At 38.3% G+C, this 22,753-nt stretch carries 23 protein-coding genes and 3 pseudogenes; 12 read left to right on the top strand and 14 right to left on the bottom strand.

Annotated elements, in window-relative coordinates:
• Positions 1–2: 2 nt before the first annotated feature.
• Positions 3–263 carry a DUF1223 domain-containing protein gene (locus tag ABMQ40_RS06700; RefSeq protein WP_503128618.1) on the top strand — a complete coding sequence of 87 codons (261 nt, stop codon included), beginning with the start codon at positions 3–5 and terminating at the stop codon, positions 261–263.
• The gene (locus tag ABMQ40_RS06695) at positions 260–697 is read left to right on the top strand and encodes a DoxX family protein (RefSeq protein ID WP_370897819.1); all 438 of its coding nucleotides are present in this window, start codon (positions 260–262) and stop codon (positions 695–697) included. The genes ABMQ40_RS06700 and ABMQ40_RS06695 overlap by 4 nt, the downstream gene beginning before the upstream one ends.
• Here ABMQ40_RS06695 and ABMQ40_RS06690 read toward each other — a convergent pair.
• From ABMQ40_RS06690 to ABMQ40_RS06670, 5 genes are all read right to left on the bottom strand, one after another.
• Positions 687–1,451, bottom strand: coding sequence for an MBL fold metallo-hydrolase (locus tag ABMQ40_RS06690; protein WP_370897817.1), 765 nt, complete (start codon positions 1,449–1,451; stop codon positions 687–689). The genes ABMQ40_RS06695 and ABMQ40_RS06690 overlap by 11 nt on opposite strands.
• Before the next feature lie 139 nt (positions 1,452–1,590).
• A complete protein-coding gene (locus ABMQ40_RS06685; RefSeq protein WP_370897815.1) occupies positions 1,591–2,781 on the bottom strand; it encodes an MFS transporter in 1,191 nt (396 codons plus the stop codon).
• A gap of 73 nt (positions 2,782–2,854) precedes the next feature.
• A complete protein-coding gene (locus ABMQ40_RS06680) occupies positions 2,855–3,856 on the bottom strand; it encodes an aldo/keto reductase (RefSeq protein WP_370897813.1) in 1,002 nt (333 codons plus the stop codon).
• Between the two features lie 89 nt (positions 3,857–3,945).
• Positions 3,946–4,851, bottom strand: coding sequence for a helix-turn-helix domain-containing protein (locus tag ABMQ40_RS06675; protein WP_370897811.1), 906 nt, complete (start codon positions 4,849–4,851; stop codon positions 3,946–3,948).
• Between the two features lie 118 nt (positions 4,852–4,969).
• Positions 4,970–5,383 carry a hypothetical protein gene (locus ABMQ40_RS06670; protein ID WP_370897809.1) on the bottom strand — a complete coding sequence of 138 codons (414 nt, stop codon included), beginning with the start codon at positions 5,381–5,383 and terminating at the stop codon, positions 4,970–4,972.
• 144 nt (positions 5,384–5,527) lie between these two features.
• Here ABMQ40_RS06670 and ABMQ40_RS06665 point away from each other — a divergent pair, with 144 nt between their 5' ends.
• Positions 5,528–6,829: a hemolysin family protein gene (locus tag ABMQ40_RS06665; RefSeq protein ID WP_370897807.1), complete on the top strand. Its 1,302-nt coding sequence runs from the start codon at positions 5,528–5,530 to the stop codon at positions 6,827–6,829.
• 140 nt (positions 6,830–6,969) lie between these two features.
• On the top strand, positions 6,970–7,257 hold the full coding sequence (locus ABMQ40_RS06660) for a GNAT family N-acetyltransferase (protein WP_370897805.1): 288 nt from the start codon (positions 6,970–6,972) through the stop codon (positions 7,255–7,257).
• Between the two features lie 5 nt (positions 7,258–7,262).
• On the opposite strand, the gene ABMQ40_RS06655 is transcribed toward ABMQ40_RS06660, so the two are convergent.
• Positions 7,263–8,360 carry an MBL fold metallo-hydrolase gene (locus ABMQ40_RS06655; RefSeq protein ID WP_370897803.1) on the bottom strand — a complete coding sequence of 366 codons (1,098 nt, stop codon included), beginning with the start codon at positions 8,358–8,360 and terminating at the stop codon, positions 7,263–7,265.
• Between the two features lie 174 nt (positions 8,361–8,534).
• Between ABMQ40_RS06655 and ABMQ40_RS06650 the strand changes: the two genes are divergently transcribed.
• Positions 8,535–10,088: a S41 family peptidase gene (locus ABMQ40_RS06650; protein WP_370897801.1), complete on the top strand. Its 1,554-nt coding sequence runs from the start codon at positions 8,535–8,537 to the stop codon at positions 10,086–10,088.
• 201 nt (positions 10,089–10,289) lie between these two features.
• Here the strand turns inward: ABMQ40_RS06650 and ABMQ40_RS06645 are convergent, their stop codons facing one another.
• The 5 genes and pseudogenes from ABMQ40_RS06645 to ABMQ40_RS06625 all read right to left on the bottom strand — a co-directional run bounded on the left by ABMQ40_RS06645 (position 10,290) and on the right by ABMQ40_RS06625 (position 12,571).
• The gene (locus ABMQ40_RS06645) at positions 10,290–10,364 is read right to left on the bottom strand and encodes a T9SS type A sorting domain-containing protein (RefSeq protein WP_370897927.1); all 75 of its coding nucleotides are present in this window, start codon (positions 10,362–10,364) and stop codon (positions 10,290–10,292) included.
• Positions 10,353–10,956 (bottom strand): annotated as a pseudogene (locus tag ABMQ40_RS06640) (M4 family metallopeptidase); the annotation flags it as partial. The pseudogene ABMQ40_RS06640 and the gene ABMQ40_RS06645, both read right to left, overlap by 12 nt.
• Positions 10,936–11,184, bottom strand: a pseudogene (locus ABMQ40_RS06635) (RNA polymerase sigma factor); the annotation flags it as partial. The pseudogenes ABMQ40_RS06635 and ABMQ40_RS06640, both read right to left, overlap by 21 nt.
• 274 nt (positions 11,185–11,458) lie before the next feature.
• The gene (locus ABMQ40_RS06630) at positions 11,459–12,055 is read right to left on the bottom strand and encodes a hypothetical protein (protein WP_370897799.1); all 597 of its coding nucleotides are present in this window, start codon (positions 12,053–12,055) and stop codon (positions 11,459–11,461) included.
• Between the two features lie 21 nt (positions 12,056–12,076).
• Entirely contained in the window at positions 12,077–12,571 is a 495-nt protein-coding gene (locus tag ABMQ40_RS06625; RefSeq protein WP_370897797.1) for an RNA polymerase sigma factor, read from the bottom strand.
• A gap of 231 nt (positions 12,572–12,802) precedes the next feature.
• Between ABMQ40_RS06625 and ABMQ40_RS06620 the strand changes: the two genes are divergently transcribed.
• Positions 12,803–13,738, top strand: a complete 936-nt coding sequence (locus tag ABMQ40_RS06620) for a hypothetical protein (RefSeq protein WP_370897796.1) — start codon at positions 12,803–12,805, stop codon at positions 13,736–13,738.
• 307 nt (positions 13,739–14,045) lie between these two features.
• A pseudogene (locus ABMQ40_RS06615) lies at positions 14,046–14,894 on the top strand (class I SAM-dependent methyltransferase).
• Positions 14,895–14,932: 38 nt separating this feature from the next.
• On the opposite strand, the gene ABMQ40_RS06610 reads toward ABMQ40_RS06615, so the two are convergent.
• The 3 genes from ABMQ40_RS06610 to ABMQ40_RS06600 form a co-directional block, all read right to left on the bottom strand.
• Positions 14,933–16,333: an MFS transporter gene (locus tag ABMQ40_RS06610; protein WP_370897794.1), complete on the bottom strand. Its 1,401-nt coding sequence runs from the start codon at positions 16,331–16,333 to the stop codon at positions 14,933–14,935.
• Between the two features lie 40 nt (positions 16,334–16,373).
• On the bottom strand, positions 16,374–16,937 hold the full coding sequence (locus ABMQ40_RS06605; protein WP_370897792.1) for a TetR/AcrR family transcriptional regulator: 564 nt from the start codon (positions 16,935–16,937) through the stop codon (positions 16,374–16,376).
• A 620-nt stretch (positions 16,938–17,557) separates the two neighbouring features.
• A complete protein-coding gene (locus ABMQ40_RS06600; RefSeq protein ID WP_370897790.1) occupies positions 17,558–19,180 on the bottom strand; it encodes an NADP-dependent glyceraldehyde-3-phosphate dehydrogenase in 1,623 nt (540 codons plus the stop codon).
• Between the two features lie 214 nt (positions 19,181–19,394).
• Here ABMQ40_RS06600 and tpx point away from each other — a divergent pair, with 214 nt between their 5' ends.
• The 5 genes from tpx (at position 19,395) to ABMQ40_RS06575 (ending at position 22,729) form a co-directional block, all read left to right on the top strand.
• Positions 19,395–19,967, top strand: a complete 573-nt coding sequence (tpx, locus tag ABMQ40_RS06595) for a thiol peroxidase (protein ID WP_370897788.1) — start codon at positions 19,395–19,397, stop codon at positions 19,965–19,967.
• A gap of 154 nt (positions 19,968–20,121) precedes the next feature.
• Positions 20,122–20,496 (top strand): helix-turn-helix domain-containing protein, encoded by a 375-nt coding sequence (locus ABMQ40_RS06590; RefSeq protein WP_370897786.1) that lies wholly within the window; start codon positions 20,122–20,124, stop codon positions 20,494–20,496.
• A 246-nt stretch (positions 20,497–20,742) separates the two neighbouring features.
• Positions 20,743–22,005, top strand: coding sequence for an STAS-like domain-containing protein (locus ABMQ40_RS06585; RefSeq protein WP_370897784.1), 1,263 nt, complete (start codon positions 20,743–20,745; stop codon positions 22,003–22,005).
• Positions 22,006–22,191: 186 nt separating this feature from the next.
• Positions 22,192–22,437: a type II toxin-antitoxin system ParD family antitoxin gene (locus tag ABMQ40_RS06580; protein WP_370897782.1), complete on the top strand. Its 246-nt coding sequence runs from the start codon at positions 22,192–22,194 to the stop codon at positions 22,435–22,437.
• Positions 22,430–22,729 carry a type II toxin-antitoxin system RelE/ParE family toxin gene (locus ABMQ40_RS06575; protein WP_370897780.1) on the top strand — a complete coding sequence of 100 codons (300 nt, stop codon included), beginning with the start codon at positions 22,430–22,432 and terminating at the stop codon, positions 22,727–22,729. The genes ABMQ40_RS06580 and ABMQ40_RS06575 overlap by 8 nt, the downstream gene beginning before the upstream one ends.
• Positions 22,730–22,753: the final 24 nt, after the last annotated feature.

Below are 22,753 nucleotides of genomic sequence, written 5' to 3'. Positions count from 1 at the left end.
TGGTGGGATCTGATAAAAAGGCCGTGGAAGATGCCATACAAAAAGCATTATTCAGCTTCAGGAATGTTAAGATAGAGCTGTCTGTAAAGGTTTCTTCAGAAGGCATCAATGTTAATTATAAGACAGAAGGAAATCATCCGGGAGACATGCTGCTCATTACTCTGGTTAAAAAGGAATCTTCCACTCATGTAGGAGGTGGTGAAAATGAAGGCCGCTATTTACGGCATTGGCAGATTGTCCACCACCAAAACCAGATCTCATGAAAGGCAGCGGATTCTTTGAGCTTACAAAAAACCCGGTTGTGTGGGATATCACCCGGCAATTGGGTTATCCTCCGCATTTCATCTATATCCTGGGTGTATTTAAGCTTTCCGGGGTCATCGTACTCCTTCTGCCCAACAGGTGGCTCAGATTAAAGGAATGGGTCTTTGCAGGAATGTTCTTCGATATCATTTTTGCTTTCTTTTCCAAAATTGCCGTATTGGGCTTTATGGCAACGGTGGACGCGGTCATTGCTTTTACGGTACTTTCTGTAACCTATATCATGTTCAGAAAAATGTACTCCTCTGAGCTTATGTATAATAAAATTGAAATGGTTAAGCGGAATATCACCCGTATCAAAAAAATCCTCTCATTTCTGAGAGGATTTTTGATGAAAATATGTCGTAGAAAATTTAAATTTAATATTAATTCATAAAACTCTCCGGAAACCATTCAAACCCGACAGTTTTTTTCCTGGTAAAGCCAAGGCCCGGCCAGGGCAAATGATAGGCAAAAGCCCGGGTTCTGGTTTCTGCCAGCATCTTAAGAAGTTTTTTACGGGATTCTGTAGCGATATCCAGATCCGTATCCCCGAAATACCCCCAGTCGGGATGCGGGAAAAGCACTACATCTGAATGGATCAGGTCTGCAATATAAACCAGCTTCTCATTTCCTGAAGAAATGGTGGTCACCGTCAGGCCCGGTGTATGCCCGGGAGCCAGCTGAAAGCTGAAATGTTCATATAAAGATGCCTTAAGATCATAAAACTTCACCTTGGGACGGATCGTTTTCAAAATATTCCGGATAGGCGGAATGATCTGGTTGAGAAATTCCGGCTGATTTCTCAGAGCGCTGTTATTGAAGTCTTTAACGGATGCCTTCAGCCAGAAATTATATTCTGTTTCTGAAATAAAAATGTCAGCATGGGGAAAAACCAGATTATTCTGTTTATCAATTACTCCTCCGATATGATCGGGATGAGCGTGGGAAATAAAGACATCCGTAATATCCTTCTCTGAAAATCCCGCCCGTTGCAGGCTTTTCAGAAGAAATCCCGTTTTATCATCCGCGAATATTCCCATTCCGGTATCCAATAAGATCAGCCTGCTGCCTGCTTTGACGAGCAGGATGTTCATGGCCATATCAATATAATCATCAGGGCGGAGATTATCCTTCAGAATTGTTTTCAATTCAGAGATACTTCCCCTTGGTGCAAATGATTCAAGCTTTTCCTCATGGATATATCCGTCCGTAAGGATAAAAAGCTCCAGCTCACCAAGCCTTATTTTTTTAAACCCTGAAAGGTCATCAAAAGTTCTCTTCTGGTCATCAGATATGTGCTTTTCTAATTTTTATCATGTTTAAAATAAATAGTCCCAAAATTCCTAATATAAAATAGCCTTCCGCCACTTCAAGCTGAATTTCAGGTTTAATGGCCGCTACAATTCCATAGCTGACCGCAGATGTAATGATGAAGGCCACACCTCCCGTAAGACCGCCTGCAATTCCGGCGGAGTTGGGAAACCTCCCGATGCAGTAAGAAAAATAATTATTGAATATGAATCCTGCCGTAACGTGAATCATAAAAGCGAAAATGACCAGGGTATAAATATTATTCGTAAAATAAGATGCGACAAACATTAAAAGAATCAGGCCGAGCTGGATAAAATTAGCATGCCGGATCTTAGGCAAAAAAGCCTTATTGATCAGTGCTTTTCCCAAGAAGCCGCCTGTCATCCATGCAAAGCCTAGAATGAGTGAAACATATCCTGCCACCACCTCGGAATATCCCATCTTATGCTCAATGATAAAAGCACCGCACAGGTTGAAAAAGATCACCATGGCATAGCTCAGCCCGCACATCAGCATTCCATAGAAAAAATCCCTGGTTCTGAACATGGTATTATATTCCTTCAATAAAAACTCGAAATGAAAGGGATTTCTGGCTTTCAATGTTTCCCCCGAAAAAAGCAGTTCCAAAATTAAAAGCAATAAGCTGTATCCCGCCAGCACATAAAAATTGGACTGCCATCCGAAATTCTTCTGCAGATATCCCCCGATGAATGGAGCGATGATAGGCCCAACCGACCAGACGATCGTCATAATGCTCAGATAATGCTTCCTTCGTTCACCTTCATATACATCCACAAAAAAAGCCCGTTTGGAAACCACCGCAAATCCGGACAGCATTCCCTGCAATACCCTCATGGCATAGATCACCATGATATTTCCGGTAGTCGCCGTAATTATAAACGAAACTATAAACAGTGCCAATGATGCCGTTGAAACTTTATACCTTCCGAAGGAATCAACCACACTTCCCGCAAAAAACTGAGTAAGCCCGTAGCTGATTAAAAATATGGACAAGGTAAGCTGGATGTTGCTTTCCGGCTGATGCAGCTCGGTAGCCATACTGGGCATAGAAGGAAGGTAAATATCCGTGGCCAGACCAGACATAGGGATTACCGCAAAAGCCAGGATGGTGGCAATAAACTGATTTTTTTCTTTAAGCGTTCTCATTCGTCATGTAATCTTTCGCAAAAATCCGGATCCCTGATTTGTTTTCAGGGACCCGATCATTGATATTCCTTTTTTAGTTATTTACTAATTTCATTGAGCCTTCACTGTATCTTTCTCCTACATTCGGATATTTTTTAAGGATGGCATCAATAGCTTCCAGATCTGATTGGGTGAGATCTATATTGATCGCTTCAATATTTTCCTCCAGGTATTTGATGCGTTTGGTACCCGGGATCGGGATGATATCTTCTCCCTGATTCAGTACCCATGCCAAAGCCAGCTGGGTTCCTTTCACACCTTTGGATGCAGCCAGCTCATTAATCTCCTTAGCCAGGTTTCTGTTGTTTTCAAGGTATTCTTCCTGATAACGAGGCAATGATTTTCTGAAATCATTATCTTCAAAATGCTGAACCTCGTTAATATTTGAAAAAAGCCCTCTTGCCAGTGGTGAATACGGAACAAGAGTAATCCCCAACTCTCTGATAGTCGGCAGGATCTTATTCTCCACATCTCTGGTAAGAATAGAGTATTCGGACTGCAAAGCGGTAATCGGGTGAATGCTATGGGCCTTCCTGATAGATTCTGCTGACGCTTCAGATAGGCCCAGATATTTTACTTTCCCTGCTTTAACCAGTTCTGACATCGCCCCTACTGTTTCTTCTACAGGAACGTTCGGATCAATCCGATGTGCGTAATACAGGTCTATCTCATCGATTTTCAGCCGCTGAAGACTCAGATCCACTGCCTGCCTGATCCATTCCGGAGAACCGTCAAAGTAAGTTCCCGGGGCACCACTGTGACTGGCTTTTCCATCTTTGAATCTGAAACCGAATTTTGTGGCAATAAAAATTTTATCCCGGTTCGGAACCAGAACTTTGGAGATCAGTTTTTCATTTTCACCATTGGCATACATATCTGCAGTATCCCAAAAATTTATTCCAAGATCTAAAGCTCTGTGCAATGTATTGATACTTTCCTGCTCGTCTGCAGTACCATAAGCAAAGCTCATCCCCATGCATCCCAGGCCGATGGCAGACAGCTGCTTTCCTGTGTCTCCTAATTTTCTAAATTTCATAATGGTTTGTGATTTTTAATTTGCAGATACAAAATTAGAATAAGAAGCTTTCATTCAGTATATAGAATTCAAACCAATAATTATAAAATTCAAACAAGCTTACTTCTTAATGCATTAGGGGTGAAGCCGGTCTGCTTTTTAAAGTAATTGGTAAAGTAGGCCGGTTCTTCAAATCCGAGCCCGTAAGCAATTTCGGAAATGCTCCAATCGGTATGCTTCAGTAAGGCGTTAGCTTCCTGAATGATCCTTGAAGTGATCTGCTGGGTGGTTGTTTTTCCTGTAGCTTCTTTCACGGAACGGTTCAGAGAGTTAACATGAATGGAAAGGCTTTCTGCATAATCGTTCGGGGTTTTCAGCTTCAAGTAGGCTTCAGGACTGTCAATGGGGAACTGTCTTTCCAGCAATTCCATGAATAGTGCGGCAATTCTTTGTGAAGCATTCTGATAGGGCTCAAAAGTCTCCGCGGGCTGCATTTTCATGGTTTCATGGATCAGAAGATACAGATAGGTCCGGAGCATGTCATACTTATGGATATAATCTGACTGAATCTCAGTCATCATTTTCATAAAAATTCCGGAAATCACTTCCTGCTGGATGTCATCTACAAAGAACACCGGAGTTCCGCCGATTTTAAAAAGCATTGAATCCTGAAGATTCCCCATGCGGCTCCCGTTTTGCAGAAACTGATCCGTAAAAAGGCAGAACCATCCTTTCTGGTTTTCATTCACAGATTCCCAGGAATAGGGGATCATGGGATTTGAAAACAACAACGCAGGTCTGTCCACATAGATCCATTTATTGGCATAATGAAGCTTTCCCTCCCCTATAATCAGCGAAATCTTATAATAATCCCTTCTGCTGTATGGGGTAACGGCAGAACAGTTGTCACGGGAAAAAACATTAAAATGGCCTACCCCGGGGGTTTTGATGCATTGTAATCCTTCTCTCAGAGCATTACGTTTATAAAATTCATTTATTGTTTCACTTGATTCCATAATTCAAAATTATAAAATTCAAACATAATATCATTCAATAAATAACAATAATAGATAAAAAAGTGGCTGGCCTTGCGGCCAGCCACTCCGAAGATTGAATATATAGTTGATAATTGGTCTAATGGCGGTGTTCCTTTCCGTGATTTACCTTATAAACCTTGGATTTTTTATATTTTTTGTCGTTGTTTTTATTCCTGTTATAGTAAGCTACAGGATTCTGGCCTTTATAATATTTATTTTTAAATTTTAAATATTTTTCTCTTCCCAAGATCCTTTCAAGCTCCACATATCGGTCGGTTCGCCATCTGTCCGGATTATGAGCATATACCCTGTTCCAGGAATCATAATCACGGTATCTGTCGTTAAGGGCATAAATCTGATTGGCCTGTGCAGTTGAAAGCAAAAGATCTGCCACTACGGTCTGCCAATTGATATCGGTAATGCTCCTTCTGTAATCATTGTAATATTCTGACTGTGCATAGCTCATACTAAATGCGCTAACAAGCATGGTCACTAATAATATTTTTTTCATTGTATGCTCTTTTAAGATTCGTTGGAATATCAGAGTCAATTTGAATGCCAAATTGATTACCCTATTCCCAAACTTTGTTAAAAGCCCGTAACAGGCTGGAAATCTTTAAAATTATTTTTATATTTATAATCCAGATCTATTGTAATGGAGATCATTATTATCATCATATTGCTTATTCTGCTTAACGGTTTTTTCTCAATGTCTGAGATGGCTCTGGTCTCATCAAAAAGTTTCAGGCTTGAAAGTGAAAGAAGAAAAGGAAATCCCAATGCAAAAAAAGCGATGGAGCTTTCCGAGAATCCTAATAAGTTTCTTTCGACCGTACAGATCGGAATAACCTTAATCGGTATTCTTCTTGGGATCTTTTCCGGAGACCAGCTGACAGCCGGTCTGGCCGGCCATATTTCCAAGATCGAAGTGATATCCGAGTATTCAAAAGCGATCGCTTCTTTCATCATTGTAGTAATCATCACGTTCCTGTCCATTATTTTCGGTGAACTGATCCCTAAAAGGCTGGGCCTGAGGTTTCCTGAAAAGATAGCCATGTATATTGCCAGGCCCATGTACTGGCTCTCGGTCCTGGCATCTCCTTTTGTATGGCTTTTGACCGCTACCAATGAAGGAATACTAAAGCTGTTCGGAATAAAACACGGAGAAAAAGAGATCGTAACCGAAGAGGAAATAAAATCCATCATCAAAGAAGGCAAGGAAGAGGGAGTGATTGAGGCCAAGGAGCATGATGTCTTAAGAAACGCTTTTGAGCTTACGGACAGGAGGGTAAGCTCTATGGCAACCCACCGGTCGAAAATCATTTATGTGGATGCTGATGACAGCTATACCGCCGTAAAGGAAAAGATCAGAAACAGCTCCTTTTCCACTTACCCCGTTACCGACGGGAACAATCTTGACAATATCATCGGAATTGTAAAAATGCGGGATTTGTTTGATCTTGACCAGCATCATTTTAATCTGAGGGAGCATTTGCGGAAAGCTATTTTTGTAAGTGAAAATTCTTTTGTTTACCCTTTGATGGAAAGTTTTCAGAACAACAAATCGCATATTGCGGTGGTCATAGATGAATACGGCACTACCAAAGGGATCATCACACTGAACGACATTCTGAATGATCTGGTAGGAAATATTCCCGATGATTTCAACACGGAGCCTGATATCATCAAAAGGGATGACAGCTCCTGGCTGGTTGACGGCAAATGCTCCATTCACCACTTTAAAAAGTACTTCAATCTGGAAATCTCTGAAGAAATTGAAAAACGGTACATCAGTGTTTCAGGCCTTTTCATTCATGAGAGAGATGTTGTGCCCCAGACAGGGGATAAAGTAAAAATAGGAGATCTGATCCTTGAAATTGTGGATAAAGACGGGAACCGGATCGATAAAATCATAGTGACCCGGGAAAGGGATGAAAACGGAACCGGATCCGTTTAATTTTTAATGCACGTTCCTGATCCCCGGAAACAGTAAAAAATTATCAGTATTCCTGAAAGTTACACTTTATATCATTATAATTTGTAATTTTAAGATGGGAAAATTCTCGACTATTTTTTAATCAACCAAATCTCAATATCATGGAAAATATAAAATTTGAAATATCTCCATACCAGGATGAGTTGCAGATACTAATTGATGGAAAAAAAGCCGGTTATATGTCCATAGAGGTTGACGGAAGGCAATTAATCGTATATTATACGAAACTCGATAAAGAGCATGAAGGCCACGGATACGCCAAAATGCTTCTTGATGAGCTGGTACGCTATGCAGAAGAAAAAGACCTGCTCGTAGATCCGGAATGTGATTTTGTAAGACAGCAGTTTGAAAATCATCCCGCAAGGTACAGGAATATCTGGCACGCTTAGTATCATTAATTTTTCCACCAGTTCCCGAACCGGCTATCCGTCTTATTCAGATCTACAGGTTCCCCGATCATGGGTGTAAGAATATTAAGATCCCTGCCTTTTCCGAGGCTTGTTACCTTTTCCAATGGCTCGTTCCAGGCATGAAGAGCGAGAGCGAATTTTGAGGAATGGACCGGGATAATATTTTTTGCCCGGACATCTATACTGGCCTGGATAACGTCTTCCGGAAGGGCATGAATGTACCTCCACGCCTGATTATACTGCCCGTTCTCAATAATAGCGAAATCAAAAGGTCCATATTGGTCACCTATCATCTTAAAGTGGGAATCATAGCCGCTGTCCCCTCCCAGAAATATTTTTTTCGTAGGGGTTTGTAACACATAAGAGGTCCAGAGTGTTCCGTTTCTTCTGATTTTTCTGCCTGAAAAATGTCGAGCCGGGGTATAAACAATGGTAATATCATTTTTCAGGTGAATTGCTGCTCCCCATTCTTCTTCGATCAGCTGGTCTTCGCGGTAGCCCCACCTTTCGAGATGGGCTCCTACTCCCAACGGTAAAATTACTTTTCCTACTTTGCCTTTAAGAGCCTTTACCGTAGGATAGTCCAGATGGTCATAATGATCATGGGTTATTATAAGATAATCCAGGGTGGGAATGTCTTCAGGTTTAAAGATATCTGCCCCTTTAAAAGCCTTATTAAAAAATTTAAAGGGAGAACCATACCCGCTTAAGACCGGATCTACCAGAAACGAAATCCCGTCAGTCTGAATATAATACGAAGAGTGCCCCATCCAGACAAAAACATCCTGATCTTTCGGAATGCTTTTCAGGTTGGTATGTATGGAAGGTATATTTCCGGGAGGCTTTAGCAGGGGATCTTTTTTACCAAAAAAGAAGTCAAATACTACTTTTGACATGCTATAACCTTCAGCAATTGCAGGTGTATAACTGATGTTTTGAAATTGCTTCCCTTTATAATGGCTGGACCGCCTCATACGCTCCAGTCTTTTTCCTTTTGGCTCCGCACCGAAAACTTCCATACCGGTAATGATATAATAGCCAAGGATCCCCAAAATAGCTATCGTAATAATAAAGTAGATCATTTGCATTTCTGTAAATAGGCTTCAAATGTATTAACTTTTACGATAAAAACCGAAATCTAAATAATCCAACTGGTATTTTTTTAACTAAAATTATAATGCCTTCTGAATAATTTATTATTACTTTCATCACGGATAATTATAAACTTTATAATTTAGCATTTTTAAATTCACAACTTGAAAAATTATTATTTTTTATTATTATTCATCTTATCATTAGTCTCGTGTACCTCGATCAGGCAACATAACGAGCAGAGATCCTCCTGTATACCTCCTGAAAAGCTGAAGCAGGATATTGATTATGCTTATGCCAAGCTGAAAGAAATGCATCCAAACTTGTACTGGTATATCTCCAGGAAAGATCTGGACCATAAATTCGACAGCCTTAAGCAAACGATTAACAGCCCGCTTACCCCTCTTGAATTTTATTTTAAACTACAACCGGTAATTGCTTCTATCCGGGAGGGCCATCTCGCTTTAAGAATCCCGAGGAGAAAATTCACAAAAAAGGAGATCAAGTCATTTGAGCACAAAAAGGGGATGTTCAGCCGTTTTGAATATTATGTCGAAGGAGATCATTTATATATCATTGAAAATAAAGATCATATTGAGAATATAAATCCCGGCACGGAAGTTTTATCCATTAATGATGTTCCTGTTTCAGAATACATCCGGAAATACCGCAGATTGATCAGCAGCGACGGCTTCAACACCACATTCCAACCTTATTTCCTGAAGGATATGTTCTTTAATTTCTATACCGCAGAGAGCGGTTTTGCAGACAGCGCCAAGATTGAAACCGTCTATAATGGAATGAAAAAGACCTATACCTTAAAGAGGGAATGTAAATCTGAAAATGATATCAAAAAAGATAAGAAACAGGAAAAAAGGACATTGGAAAAAAAGGTAAAGGATTACGTTGCCTACACCGATTCCTATAACCGGAATTTCAAATTCCTGGATAAAGACAGCAGTGTAGCCTATCTGCAGGTGAAAAGCTTTTCACGCGATTATTCTAATAAATTTTATAAGGAAGCTTTCGCCAGGATAAAAAAGGCAGGATCTTCTTATCTCATCATAGATGTACGAAACAACTATGGCGGCTCGCTGTATGAAATCAACAAACTGTATTCTTACCTCGTTTCGGAGCCTTACGTCCTGATCAAACCCTCTCAGCTCACCTCCAGAGTTACCCCGCTGAAAACCAACTATTTCAGAAAAAGCAATCCCCTGCAATATGTCTTTAAAAGCCTTACTTTCCCTACCTATTTCCTGGCCCAGACCTTCAGCACCTATAAAAAGGACGGAAAGGTCTATTACAGAATGAAAGCCGATAAGCCTACAAAGCCAAATAAAAACGCTTTTCACGGAAAGGTCTTTGTACTGATTAATGGCGGAAGCTTTTCGGCGTCTTCAATCATCACGGCTAAGCTGAAAAACGATAAAAGGGCTATTCTTGTTGGCGAGGAAACGGGAGGAGCCAATAACGGAACTGTAGCCGGGTTCTACTCTTACCAGAAGCTGCCTAACTCAAAAATAAGCCTGCCTATCGGGTTACTCCTCGTTCAGCCTAATATTACTTTTTCAAATACACAGAAGGGAGTTATTCCGGATGTGAATATTCCCGAAAGTATGCTGGACATCACGAATAAAAAAGATCCGCAGCTGGATTGGATCATGGCTGAGATTAAAAGGGAAAAAGAAATCTCCAAAGACCATAACAACCTTTAATCTGATATGTGAAAACCTGACAAGAAATCTCATCAGGTTTCAATTTTTTGTTTTTTTTAGCTCCACTATTTCTTGAATCGTATTTCCGAAATAATATTTATATAGCTAATAAAAAATAAATGTTATAAAGCTTTTGTTCAAAAAATAAAATAACCGGAAGAAAAGTTCTCTTCCGGTTATTATGATTCGTGTATTTCACTTTTACTCTACCACTATTTTTTTAGATACAGTAGTTTCTTCAGAACTAATCTTTAATAAATAAACTCCTTTTTGAATATTATCAATATAGATTTTGTTTTTCCCTTTATTAAGCTTTCTTTACCTTTTACCAATCTTCCTGAAGTATCATATATTTCAACAGTAGCATTATTTCTATCATTTTCTATTGTCAATATTCCGTTTTTAACAGGGTTCGGATATACTTTAAACTGATCATGACTAACGGTGGTACTTTCTTGTGTTGATAGTATACCATTCCCAATTCCCACAGCATACCAAGCATTTAGATTCTGTGCCTGTTCATTACTTGTTGCCCCATAAAGATCCGTAACAGCTTGTTGGGTAGCATTGTAAGCATCCATATAAGTGGTATTCGGAGTCATGTAATTCATAAAGGCTCTATAGATGATTTTTTCAGCTTTTTCAATGGTAATCCCTGAAACATTGTAGGCATTTCCAATATCATTAGTTCCTGAGCCCCCTTGTGAAAGGAGATAGAACCATAATTTCCCACTCCGCTATTAATATGAACCCCTCCGTTATCGTTAGCTTCGGTGTATGGGCCTGCCGTATCAGCCCAATATGTTCCCTGATAGGTGTCCGGCTGAGGACTTCCAACTAAAGAGTGAGCGCTATTAGGATCAGACATACTTCTCATCAGAAAAACAATTGCGGTATTCAGCGCTGTTCTGTACAGCCATGTTGAGAAATCACTTCTCTTTTGAAAGTCATCGTATGACTTCCAGGCCTGGTAAATGATCTCCTGGTAAAGATCATTCTGATCATCCTTATTATTTATATACATTTTAGAGATCTTAAAAACCACACCTTTGCGCTTTTCAATTTTCTCCAAAAATTCCTTTTCTGATGAAGACATGGTACAGAAAGCTTGCAGCTTTTGAAACTGCTAATAATACAAAATATTCAATTTCCAGGTACCAAAATTAGAAATTCCCTAAAAAACACAGACATTTTTTAAGGAATTTTATTTTATGTTAAATGTAAAAGTTAAAAAACTAAAATAATCGGTACTTAGAAACTCAAATCGTGATCTATGACAAGGTTTAAATAAATGAAAACAATATTTCTAATTCTGCTTATTATAGTTTAGTGAGCTTAGAGGTTTCGGCGGGCTTTCAGCCCGCCGAAACCTATTTCGTAAAATCTTCCAGAAGATTTTCGATTTGATTAATATATTTTCCGTAAAACTTTTTGAACCACCAGCTCCCGACAAGATACAATAATGACAGCCCAAGCAAAAGTGTTCCAATGAGAATAACAGCTATTTCAAAATTTCCAAAAGGTTTTGGCCGTGGAATAAATTCCAAAACGATAATCAGCTCACAAATCAGGAAAGGCACAAAGCTTACATAAAATGATATGTAATATTGCTTATTCAGGTTCAACTGATGAAGCAGGTCTTTAAGGGCATCATAGGTTTTAAGCATGGGGCTTCCCATATCTTTATACAGCTTAAAAAACTTGCTGAAGAAAAACAGCGTCACCACTACCATAGAGGTAATCAGCATGGTTATATAAAACTTAAACTTAAAAGGTGCCGCACATACTCCGATCAGGATAAACGCAAAAATTAATATTACTATCGTCGACCATAATTCCATCCGCATGTTTTTCCGTATTTTTTCCAGCGGAAGATTGATTTTATTTTTCTGCTCTATATTTATTTCAGGTGTTTCTTCAAAAAAATCATCTTCACTCCAGGTATTTTTCAGTTCATCTATATTCATTGCTGCTGTTTTTTATTATTGTTATTTTGAGCTCAGGATGTCTTTCAGCTTATTTTTGGCGCGGTTCATTTTCACTCTTACGTTTCCTTCGGAGATCCCCATCTGTTCTGCAATTTCCTTTCCTGAAAAATCTTCCAGGTAGTAAAAAATAAAAGCTTTGTCAATGGGATTCAGCTGATGAATAGCCTTATACATCTTTGTTAATTTTTCTTCTTTTTCATGGTCATATTCTTCCTGGGCAATTTTATAATCCTGAAAGCTTTCATTACCGATAAAGCTTCTTTTCTTTTCAGATTTTAAAAACACAATGGCCGTATTCAGGGCAATTCTGTACAGCCAGGTGGAAAATTCACTTTGCCCTTTAAAGCCCGGATAAGCTTTCCATACCTGATATGTGATCTCCTGGAAGAGATCATCCCGGTCGTCTTTATTATCCATGTACATTTTAGAAATCTTGAAAATGATTCCTTTATGCTTTTCAATTTTATCTAAAAATTCCTGTTCCGTTGAGACCATGGTATTGCACTCTAAAGAGTTAGTTAAGTTTCTGAAAAATTGTTACAGTATTATTGAAATTTATTTTATACTTTTGTTTTAACATAAAGACTAAGATTTTTAATTAATTTCAATATATACATTAAAATTTTTAATATTTAATTGATATATGCTGAAAAATATACAAACTTTCTCTAGCGCTTCAACTTATTTTACAGATTGTACTTCAAAATCTAAATAAACTTCTTTTTTATGAAAAAAAATGCTTTTTTCATCGCTTTGGCGATAAGTCTGAATTGTTCCTGGATAAATGCTCAAACCGGCAACGTAGGAATTAATACCACATCTCCGGGAAGCAGCCTTACTGTGAATGGATCATTTGCCGCAAAGTATAAAACGGTGACTACCAGCGGCTCAGTAGATGCCAGTGACTATTATATTGCATATAACGGTACTGGCAACGGGACTTTAACTTTACCTACGGCAATAGGTGGGGATGGAAACTTTGCCGGTCGTACCTATCATTTTAAAAATACAGGAACCGGAATTCTTACAATAGCAGCCGGTGGAAGTGAACTGATAGACAACCAGAACGGCTCCGGTGTTTCTTCCATTGATATCCCTTCAGGTTATTATGCATTCCTTGTTAATAAAGGAACGCTTTCAGGAACAACATGGGAGCTTGTGCTGTTTTCAAGCTCAAACAGCATGCCAGCGGTTACGCAAACCTACCTCTTTTCTTCAGCCCAACAGAATGCGGTTAAACAGAACTGTACTGCTACAACAGGAGCAGCATGGGTTAAAACAGAGATCAAATATCCACAGGGTATGGCCATAAATACAGCAAACGGACTAGATCTTTTAACGGGAAGGTTTACAGCACCTACAGCAGGTTATTATATGATATATGGCTCCGCTCAGTTTGATAACTCTGAGGTTCCGGGAGCTCCAGCTTTTGCATGGTGTGTACTGTATCTTGTGAAGAACTTCGCAACAACTCCCAATGATCAGTTGGTGCAGAATTTCCATACCAATCCGGGAATTTTTGCGTCAGGAATTGTTTCTGCAGTGGTTCATTTGAACGCTGGTGAAACTGTGAGCATGGCTTCAGCAGCACAGCTAAACAATCTGGGCACTCAATATCAGGTGACCGCTACTTCTATCTACGGATATAAAATAGCGAATTGATCTCTGTAATTTGTCTTTAGAAATCATAGCAGATTTTTAGTTTAAATATTTAAATTCATATCTTAAATACAAACTAAAATCTGCTATTTTATTTTTCAGTTTCTTATCGAACTCATACTAAGAGGCTGTTTATTTTCCTGTTTTGAAGAGAATATTTTCTCTTACGCTCTTTCAGATTCAGTGTTTTCTTTATATATTGCCATTGGCTTTCAGTTAAATCAGTTGGATACATTTTCTTTTTTTTCAAATATCCAACCTCTGAAAGCTTTAACAAAATTCTCACTAAAATTTAAACAGGCTTTTAATTATGAATAATCAAAGTAAGCTACAACCGGATAATACCGCCGTCAGAACCGCTTTATGGAGAGCTTTACACGTTCAGGCAGATTCAGCCCCGTATATTCTTCAGGATGAGGTTGGATTAGAACTTATCTCACCTGAAAAGGGCTGGCAGGAACGCCCCGATATGAAATATACAAAAAGGCTAAGGGCTTCTGTTGTCGCCCGCTCCCGCTTTATTGAAGACCTGATCATCAGGGAAAGCCGGAAAGGAACACGGCAGTATGTTATTCTCGGAGCCGGGCTGGACACTTTTGCGCAACGCAGACCTGATATTGCTTCCCAACTCCAGGTTCTTTGAAATAGATCGCCGGAAACCCTGGCCTGGAAACAGAAACGGCTTACGGAAACAGGATTGGGACATCCTGATTATCTACATTTTGTCTCTGTGGACTTTGAGGTTTCCTTCTGGTGGGATGAACTGCTGAAAGCCGGGTTTGACCTTAATAAGCCTGCTGTGATTGCCTGTACAGGCGTTACATTATATCTTACCAGGGAAGCTATTGCCACCACTTTAAAACAAATGGCAACACTAGCCCCGGGTTCAAAGCTTGCTATGTCTTTCTACCTGCCCATAGAGCTGCTTGATGAAGAAGACCAGCCTATGCAACAAATTGCTGAAAAAGGCGCCCGTGAAGCGGGAACACCGTTCGTAAGCTTTTTTACTTCGGCTGAAGTGCTGGCATTGGCTCACGAAGCAGGGTTTGGACAGGCGGAAACAATTTCCACCAAAGATATGAAGTCACTTTATTTTTCAGACAGGGCCGATGGATTGGTACCGGCAAGCGGTGAAGTTTTTTTACTGGCCGGGACATAGCATCATAAGCACTTCTTCTGCTTATTTTAAACATTTGATTACTTTCTGCTTTTAGGAAGAACAGCAGCAGGTACTTTAAAAACAGCAGCCAGTACCATAATCAAGCATATAATATTAATCAGTACGGCTATTGTAAAAGCGGTATGATAATGCTGTAGCAAAGGCTTTTCCCCAAGAAAATAATAAAAGGCACCTCCTACTGCTACAATCCCAATGATCGCTGCAATCTGCTGAAAGGTATTATAGACTCCGGAGGCGTTTCCAACCAGCTTTTCAGACATTCCTGAAAGGGCAATATTGGCAAGAGAAGGGATTACAGAGCCCACTCCAACTCCATGGAAAAACAGCAGTACATAAAACAGGTAAACCCCAGTACGGCTATTGAAAAAAATAATCTGAAGAATTAAAATCAGTACAATAAGGCATAACCCTGCCATCAGGGCTTTTTTCCCATATTTCAAGATGAGTTTTACCGAAAAAGCTGAAGCCAGTATAAATCCTAAACCTTGAAATACAATTACTTCACCTGCTTTTAGAGGGCTCATCTTTAATCCGTCCTGAAAAAACAGGGACAGGATATAGAAATAAGAATCCAGCATGATAAAAAAGAAAGAAACGGCAATAATCCCCAGATTGAAATTTTCATAATAAAACAATTCAAGATCAATAAGATATGTTTTTTTATTTTTTAATTTAAATTGCTGATTTTTTATAAAGTAAATCAAAATACAGATTGAAATAATAACCAATACTATATTCCGAACTGAAAAACCTTCTTTCTCAGAAGCTGTAAGAGCATATGTTATACTGAAAAGCCCAGCTGATAATAAAAGAACGCCTTCCATATCAAAAGATTTCTTTGTACCCGCTTTAGATTCTTCCAGTTTCCAAAGACTGAAAAAAACGGCGGCCAGGCATATAGGAATATTAATCAAAAAAATAAACCGCCACGCTTCATCAAAAACCGTCATTGATGAAAAATACCCGCCCAGAAACTGCCCCAGAATTGTTCCGGCTCCAATGGTTATTCCATACCAGCCCATTGCTTTAGTACGCTGTTCATGCTGGGGAAACAGAATCTGAATCATTGAAAGTACCTGAGGAGCCATCAGCGCCGCACTTATTCCCTGCACCAGTCTTGATACCAACAACTGAACTGCTCCTTGTGAAATCCCACAGGTTATGGAACTTATCATAAAAAATACCAATCCGAGAATGAAGATTTTTTTCCTTCCGTATATATCCCCTAAACGCCCGCCCGTAATAAGAAAAGAAGCAAACCCGATAAGATAGGCTGCTATCATCAATTGCATTTCTCCATTAGAAGCATGAATATCACGCTGTATGGAAGGTATGGATACATTGATGATAAAAATATCCATGATCGTCAGAAGCTGTCCAGATAATATAACAAATAGTTTCAGATAGTTATGTTTCATTTTTATATAGATATATCTATTTATAAATTCACAAAAAAAATTAAGGTAATAAACCCTGGATTATTTTTTTTATTTGGTCAAAGGAATCATCTTTTTTACTAATGGTGGAGGTTACCACAGCACCTTCTATCAGTAAAAATATATTTTCGGTAATTATCTCAGGATCCGGAAGCTGGTGTAGCTCACCGTATTCTTTTACAATAGTATTAATAACTGCTTTCTGCTTGTCCTTATGATTTTTGGCAAAACCTGATACTGCTGTATTTCCATCCCCTGTTTCAGAGACAATTTTAATGAAATGGCAGCCTGCAAACTTTGAAGACTGCTGAAGTTTCTTACGGTAATCAATGATTGCAGATATCTTTTCCCTGGGATCTGATATATGAGCAATACTTTTTTCAAAACCTTCGAACCAATCCTGTTCTTCCTTGATTAAATATGCCTGAAGAAGGTCATTTTTGGATGCAAAATGATTATACAGTGAACCAATAGCAATATCAGCTTCTGCAATAATCTGATTGATTCCGGTAGAATTATATCCCTGCTTATAAAATAATTCCGAAGCTACCCTAATGATTCTGTCGCGTACTTTTTCCTTTTTCATTCTGAAAATTTTATCAAAGTTAAACAAAAAATAGAGAAGTCTATCTATTTTTGATACTTTTTAATTTATGAGGCTGTTTAAATTTTCTTCAATAAAAGTTTTATAGCGGATAAGCTGACCATATTTTCAGATGTTTCCATTAAGAGCTCATAGTTTCTGCAAAACCTTCTATCGTTATCAAAACAGGAAAATCAATCCATATTTTATAAACCGGTTTAAATTCTGTTTTTCGACCATCAGACCGCATAACGACTTGTATGAGATCCCAAATTTTCTTTTTACCGCTTCTATTATTTCTCCTCTATAACCATCATTTAGCAAGGGTAACCTTTTACAGGACTTAGAAAATAAGACAAGGTTCTCAGTAGCAAATCTACAGCCTTACTGTCATGGATACTACTGGCCACTGTGACCATGACAGCTAAAAAGGAATCCTTCTTATCTACTACTACATGACCAGGCAGCATACGCCATTGGCTTTCAGTTAAATCAGTTGGATACATTGTCTTTTTTTTCAAATATCCAACCCCTGAAAGCCTTTAACAAAATTTCCCACTAAAATTTAAACAGGCTCTAAGTGATAAAAATCCGGCAGGATTCCGTCGGCAACATTATTTAAATTAAAAAATATAGTCTGTGCTCAGGAAATTAGAATCATGGTCACGGACAATTGTATTCAACAGATTTTTATTGGACTCCGTTAATTTCGAAGCCACCAGGGAACGGATTGAGAACGAACGAAGGGCATCAAAAACAGAAAGCGTTCCTTCTGCACTATCCTTTCTTCCGGTAAACGGAAAGACATCCGGCCCTCTCTGTGCCTGGCAATTGATGTTGACACGGCTCACAAGGTTTACGAACGGATCTATCAGCTTTGAAACTTCCAAAGGATCTTCACTGAAAATGCTTACCTGCATGCCATGATCAGCATTTACCTGATAATCGATGGGCTCATCAATATTTTCAAAAGGCACCACAGGAATTACGGGCCCGAACTGCTCTTCATGATACAGCTTCATATCATTGTTTACAGGATAAACCACCGCGGGGAATACAAAAGATCCTTCCGTATACCCTCCGTTTTCATTCAGTACTTTCGCGCCTTTTGCCAATGCATCATCAATACATTCTTTGAGGTAAGGAGGCTTATTTACTTCGGGAAGCGGGGTGATCTTCACATCTTTTTCCCATGGAAGGCCTGCCTTCATGGCAGAAACAGCAGCCGATAACTTTTGGGTAAATTCTTCGGCAACATCCTTTTGAACGAATATCAGCTTAAGTGCCGTACAACGCTGGCCGTTAAAAGAAAGCGAGCCCAGGATACATTCGCTCACCGCTATATCCAGATTGGCATTTTTAGTAACAATAGCGGCATTTTTGGCATCCAGGCTCAGAATGGCTCTCAGCCTGTTAACTTTAGGATGCAGCTTCTTCAATCCGTTGGCCACTTTACTGGATCCTATAAAGGCCAGCACATTCACTTTTCCGCTTTCCATTATCGGTGTAATGATTTCCGAACCTTTTCCATACAGGGTATTCACTGTTCCTTTCGGAAATGCTTCCTTAAATGCACTCAATAAAGGATAATGAGCCAGCACTCCATGCTTGGGCAGCTTGAACAAAATGGTATTCCCCATGATCAGGGCAGGGATCAGCGTGGTGAAGATCTCATTCAAAGGATAGTTGAACGGCCCCATGCTTAGCACCACTCCCAGCGGAGCCCTTCTGATCTGGGCAATAGTACCTTCCGCCTGCTGAAAACGTGAGGACTCACGATCCAGATCTTTTAAAGCATCAATGGTTTGGTTGATATAATCTACCGTACGGTCAAATTCCTTGGTGGAATCGGCCAGTGTTTTCCCGATCTCCCACATCAGCAGTTTAATGACCAGATCACGTTGCCGGATCATCAGGTACACAAATTTCTGCATACATTTGATACGTTCTTCCACAGACATGGTAGGCCATTCTCCGAGTCCGTTGTCGTATGCTTTAACACAGGCATCGAGAACCTTCATTGCTTCTTCGGGGCCGATATTCGGGATGCTTCCCAATAGTTTTCTTTCCAGACCATTCTCTGTCGGGATGCAGACCGGTGAATAGATATTCTGTACTTCTCCGTTCCACTCTACCAGTTCACCGTTCAGCAGGTAAACTCTCTGATGGATTTCGGGAACCTTGTATTCTTCGGGGATGTCATTTTCGCTTTTAAATATTTCCTGGAAGGGCTTTGCTGAATTCATAGAACCTTGTTTATTTTTAATGTTAAAATTGATTTTAAAGAATAAAGGTAGAGGTTAAAATTGATTTCCGGAACAGTCTGTCAATAGATTTGCTCTATTTAAAAGCTATTTAAATTTGTTAAACTTTATAATTCAGATTGAATAATAAATGCTTCTTAATTAAAATTAATCCCGGTTACCGGAAAAAAGAATAATTTTACTGAAAATAAAATTCATGTATTCAAAATTAATTTTCAGCACACTGATCTTTTTTTCAGCTTTTGTTTTCGCACAAAACTCCGAAACGGCCAATACGGTTTTAATGGGAGGAAAACCGGTACATACTTATGCTAAGCTGCCGCCGGTAAATAAGCCTGCTCCGAAATTCTCCCTTACGGATGTTACCATGAAAGAGCAGACTTTAGATTCTTACAAAGGAAAATTTCTGATTCTTAATATCTTCCCGAGTGTGGATACGGGAGTTTGTTCGGCTTCTGTACGCCACTTCAATGAAGATGCAGCCAATATTCCGAATACTGTTGTTCTTTGCATTTCCAAAGATTTGCCTTTTGCCCAGAAAAGATTCTGCGGTGCGGAAGGCATCAAGAATGTAGTGATGCTTTCGGACTTCCGTTCAGATTTCGGGAAAACTTATGGTGTGGAAATCACGGATTCTGCAATGAAAGGCCTTTTGAGCAGAGCCGTTGTGGTGATTGATCCTTCCGGAAAGATTGTTTATGAAGAGCAGGTGGATGATATTTCCCATGAGCCTGATTATGAAGCGGCGATTAAAGCTGTTAAAAATTAGCCTTTACTATTTTTAAACGTAATGCTTCACCGCTGTCATACGGGCTTACGAAGCATACTATCCGAAGCCCGGAAAGAATCATTAAAGGGTGATAAAAACGGACAATTAATATTTTTTTTGAGTAATATTTTGCATATTTGTAGAAAATACGGTCATGCAAAAAGAAAAACTACGTAACGTAAGAAAAAGAAAAGGCATCACACAACAGCAGATTGCAGATATCATCGCTACCGATGTTTCTAACTACAGCAGAAAAGAAAGCGGAGATGTAGCCATCCGAAAAGAAGAATGGGAAAAAATCGCCCAATTTCTGGAAGTTCCCGTAGAAGAAATTTATGAAGAAGAGGAGGTTAAACAAATTAATAACTTTGATAATATTACATCCAGCAATAGTTTTGGTGTAAATAATGGTATTTTACATTTTCATGTCCCTGAATATCTTTTGGAAAGCCAAAGAGAATATATAGAGCTTCTGAAAAAAGAAAACCAAAGGTTGCAGGAGGAATTGAATGCGTATAAAAATAAATAGAAAAGCTGCATAACCTTTCGTGAAATTAGCAATAAAGTTGTCATTCCGCCGAATCTGAACACGGTTGAGATGCTTTATGCTTGACAAGCTTTATGTCTATTAAATAAAAAAACTCAGCATGATGCTGAGTTTTTATTGTTTTTAAGACTTTTTAAAGATTATTTTAGATGAAGTTTGATTGTGGTTTTCCGTAAGTGTGAGTAATTTTATTTTTATACATTTGGAAAAACTATAACTAGAAGTTACATGAATAGAAATTCTACTTGTTATTTAATAAAGAAAACTAAATCAATAACATTTACTGAAAAAATAAATCTATTTTCAATACTTGATTTTATCAGTGCTATAAGATATTCAATAAAATTAGAATATAAAGAACTTACAATTGATTTTAGAAAAGTAAAAAAAGTATTTCCTAATGGAATGCTGCCAATTATTTGTACTATAGATAAATTACGAGATTCAGGCATTAAATTTTATATAAAATTACCAATAAATGATGAGGTTAGAAGAATGTTTAGAAGTGTTAATTGGGCATTTTATTTGGCTCCTGAACAATATGATAAATCAGAATCGATTTATGATAGACACTTGGTAACGCGAAGATTTGAAAATGCACAAGAGCAGAAGAGTGTAGTTGATGATTTTATGGATGTTGTATTAAGAAATCTTCAAGTTCCAAAAGATATATTATCCGGGTTAGAGTGGTCAATAAATGAAATCACAGACAATGTTTTAAATCATTCAAACTCAAAATTTGGTGGGTATATACAAGCAAGCACGCAAACAAAAGAAAGAAAAGTTGTTTTTGCAGTTGCAGATTCAGGAAGAGGAATTCTAGCATCAATGAAAGAAGGATATCCTGACTTGCGAACTGATTTAGATGCAATTGGAGAAGCTATTAAGTTTGGAGTTACAAGAAATCCAGAATTTGGTCAGGGTAATGGTTTAGCTGGTACGTTAAGAGTGACAACACAAACAAAAGGATCTATAGAAATTTTAAGTGGCTATGGTCGTTTAAAAGTAACAGATATAGAAACAACGAGAAGAAAAAATAGATTTATTTACAATGGAACAATGGTTAGTGGAGAAATTAATCTTGTTGATGATTTCTCTATTTCAAAAGCTTTAGATTTTGATGGTACTGGTAAGGAATATATTCCAAGTAATATAATTGATTATAAATATGAAGATCCAAATAAAGACATTTTAAGATTAATAATGAAGGAAGAAACTACAGGGTTTGGTTCAAGAAAGTCTGGTTTACAAATCCGAACAAAGTTAAAAAACTTAATGGATGCAAAAAAAGGACTTCCATTAATTATTAATTGGGAAGGTGTTCCTGTTATCTCAAGTAGTTTTGCTGATGAAATGATTGGTAAATTATTTTTAGAAATGGGCGCAATGTCATTTTCGTCTATTATTCGTAATATTAATATGGAACCTTTAATTACAAATTTATTGGATAAAGCTGTATCTCAAAGATTGACTCAAGCAATTGATGAATAAATAAAAATACCTGTCTCACAGAAGTTTTTTATCTATCTAAAAAGTTTTAAAACAAACTGTCATCCGCAAATTTGGCAAGCGTATTTCACATATATATATATATATTTAGGACAATCGTAAAAAGAACATTTGTATAAGTTACCAAAATTTGGTAACTTTGAATACAGTAATTAAAAATCCAATATAATGGGACGAAATACATCGGTTTCTCTGGGAGATTATTTTGAGAATTTTGTAGACAGTAAAGTCTCTGAAGGGAGATTCAAGAATGCAAGCGAGGTTATTCGTGCCGGGTTAAGACTTTTAGAGGAAGAGGAAAACAAAATCCGGTTTCTAAAGAATGCTATTCAGGAAGGCATTGATTCCGGTTTTGCAAAAGATTTTACGCCTCAAAAACATCTTGAGGCTTTAAAAGCCAAAATGAATGGCTAAGTATTTTTTCACTAATAAGGCAGTTGAAGACTTAGCTAAAATCTATGAATACACCTACGAATTCTGGTCAGAAAACCAAGCCGATAAGTACTATCTGGAAATAATAAGCTTCTGTGAAATGTTGTCTGAGAATCCCCATATCGGAAAAAACTATCCTGAAATAGATTCAAATATCTGGGGATTTCTGGCTCATAAGCATATTATATTCTACAGAATTATAAGCCCGGTTGAAATTGAGATTACAAGGATTCTCGGAGCAGAAACAGATTTAAAAAATAGAATAAGAGAATAAAAAAAACCTGCCTCACAGCAGGTT

This window comes from Chryseobacterium gossypii (assembly GCF_041361455.1).
GTDB lineage: Bacteria > Bacteroidota > Bacteroidia > Flavobacteriales > Weeksellaceae > Chryseobacterium > Chryseobacterium gossypii.
Note: the sequence above shows the minus strand (reverse complement) of the source record. Positions and strands in the feature narration are given on the sequence as shown.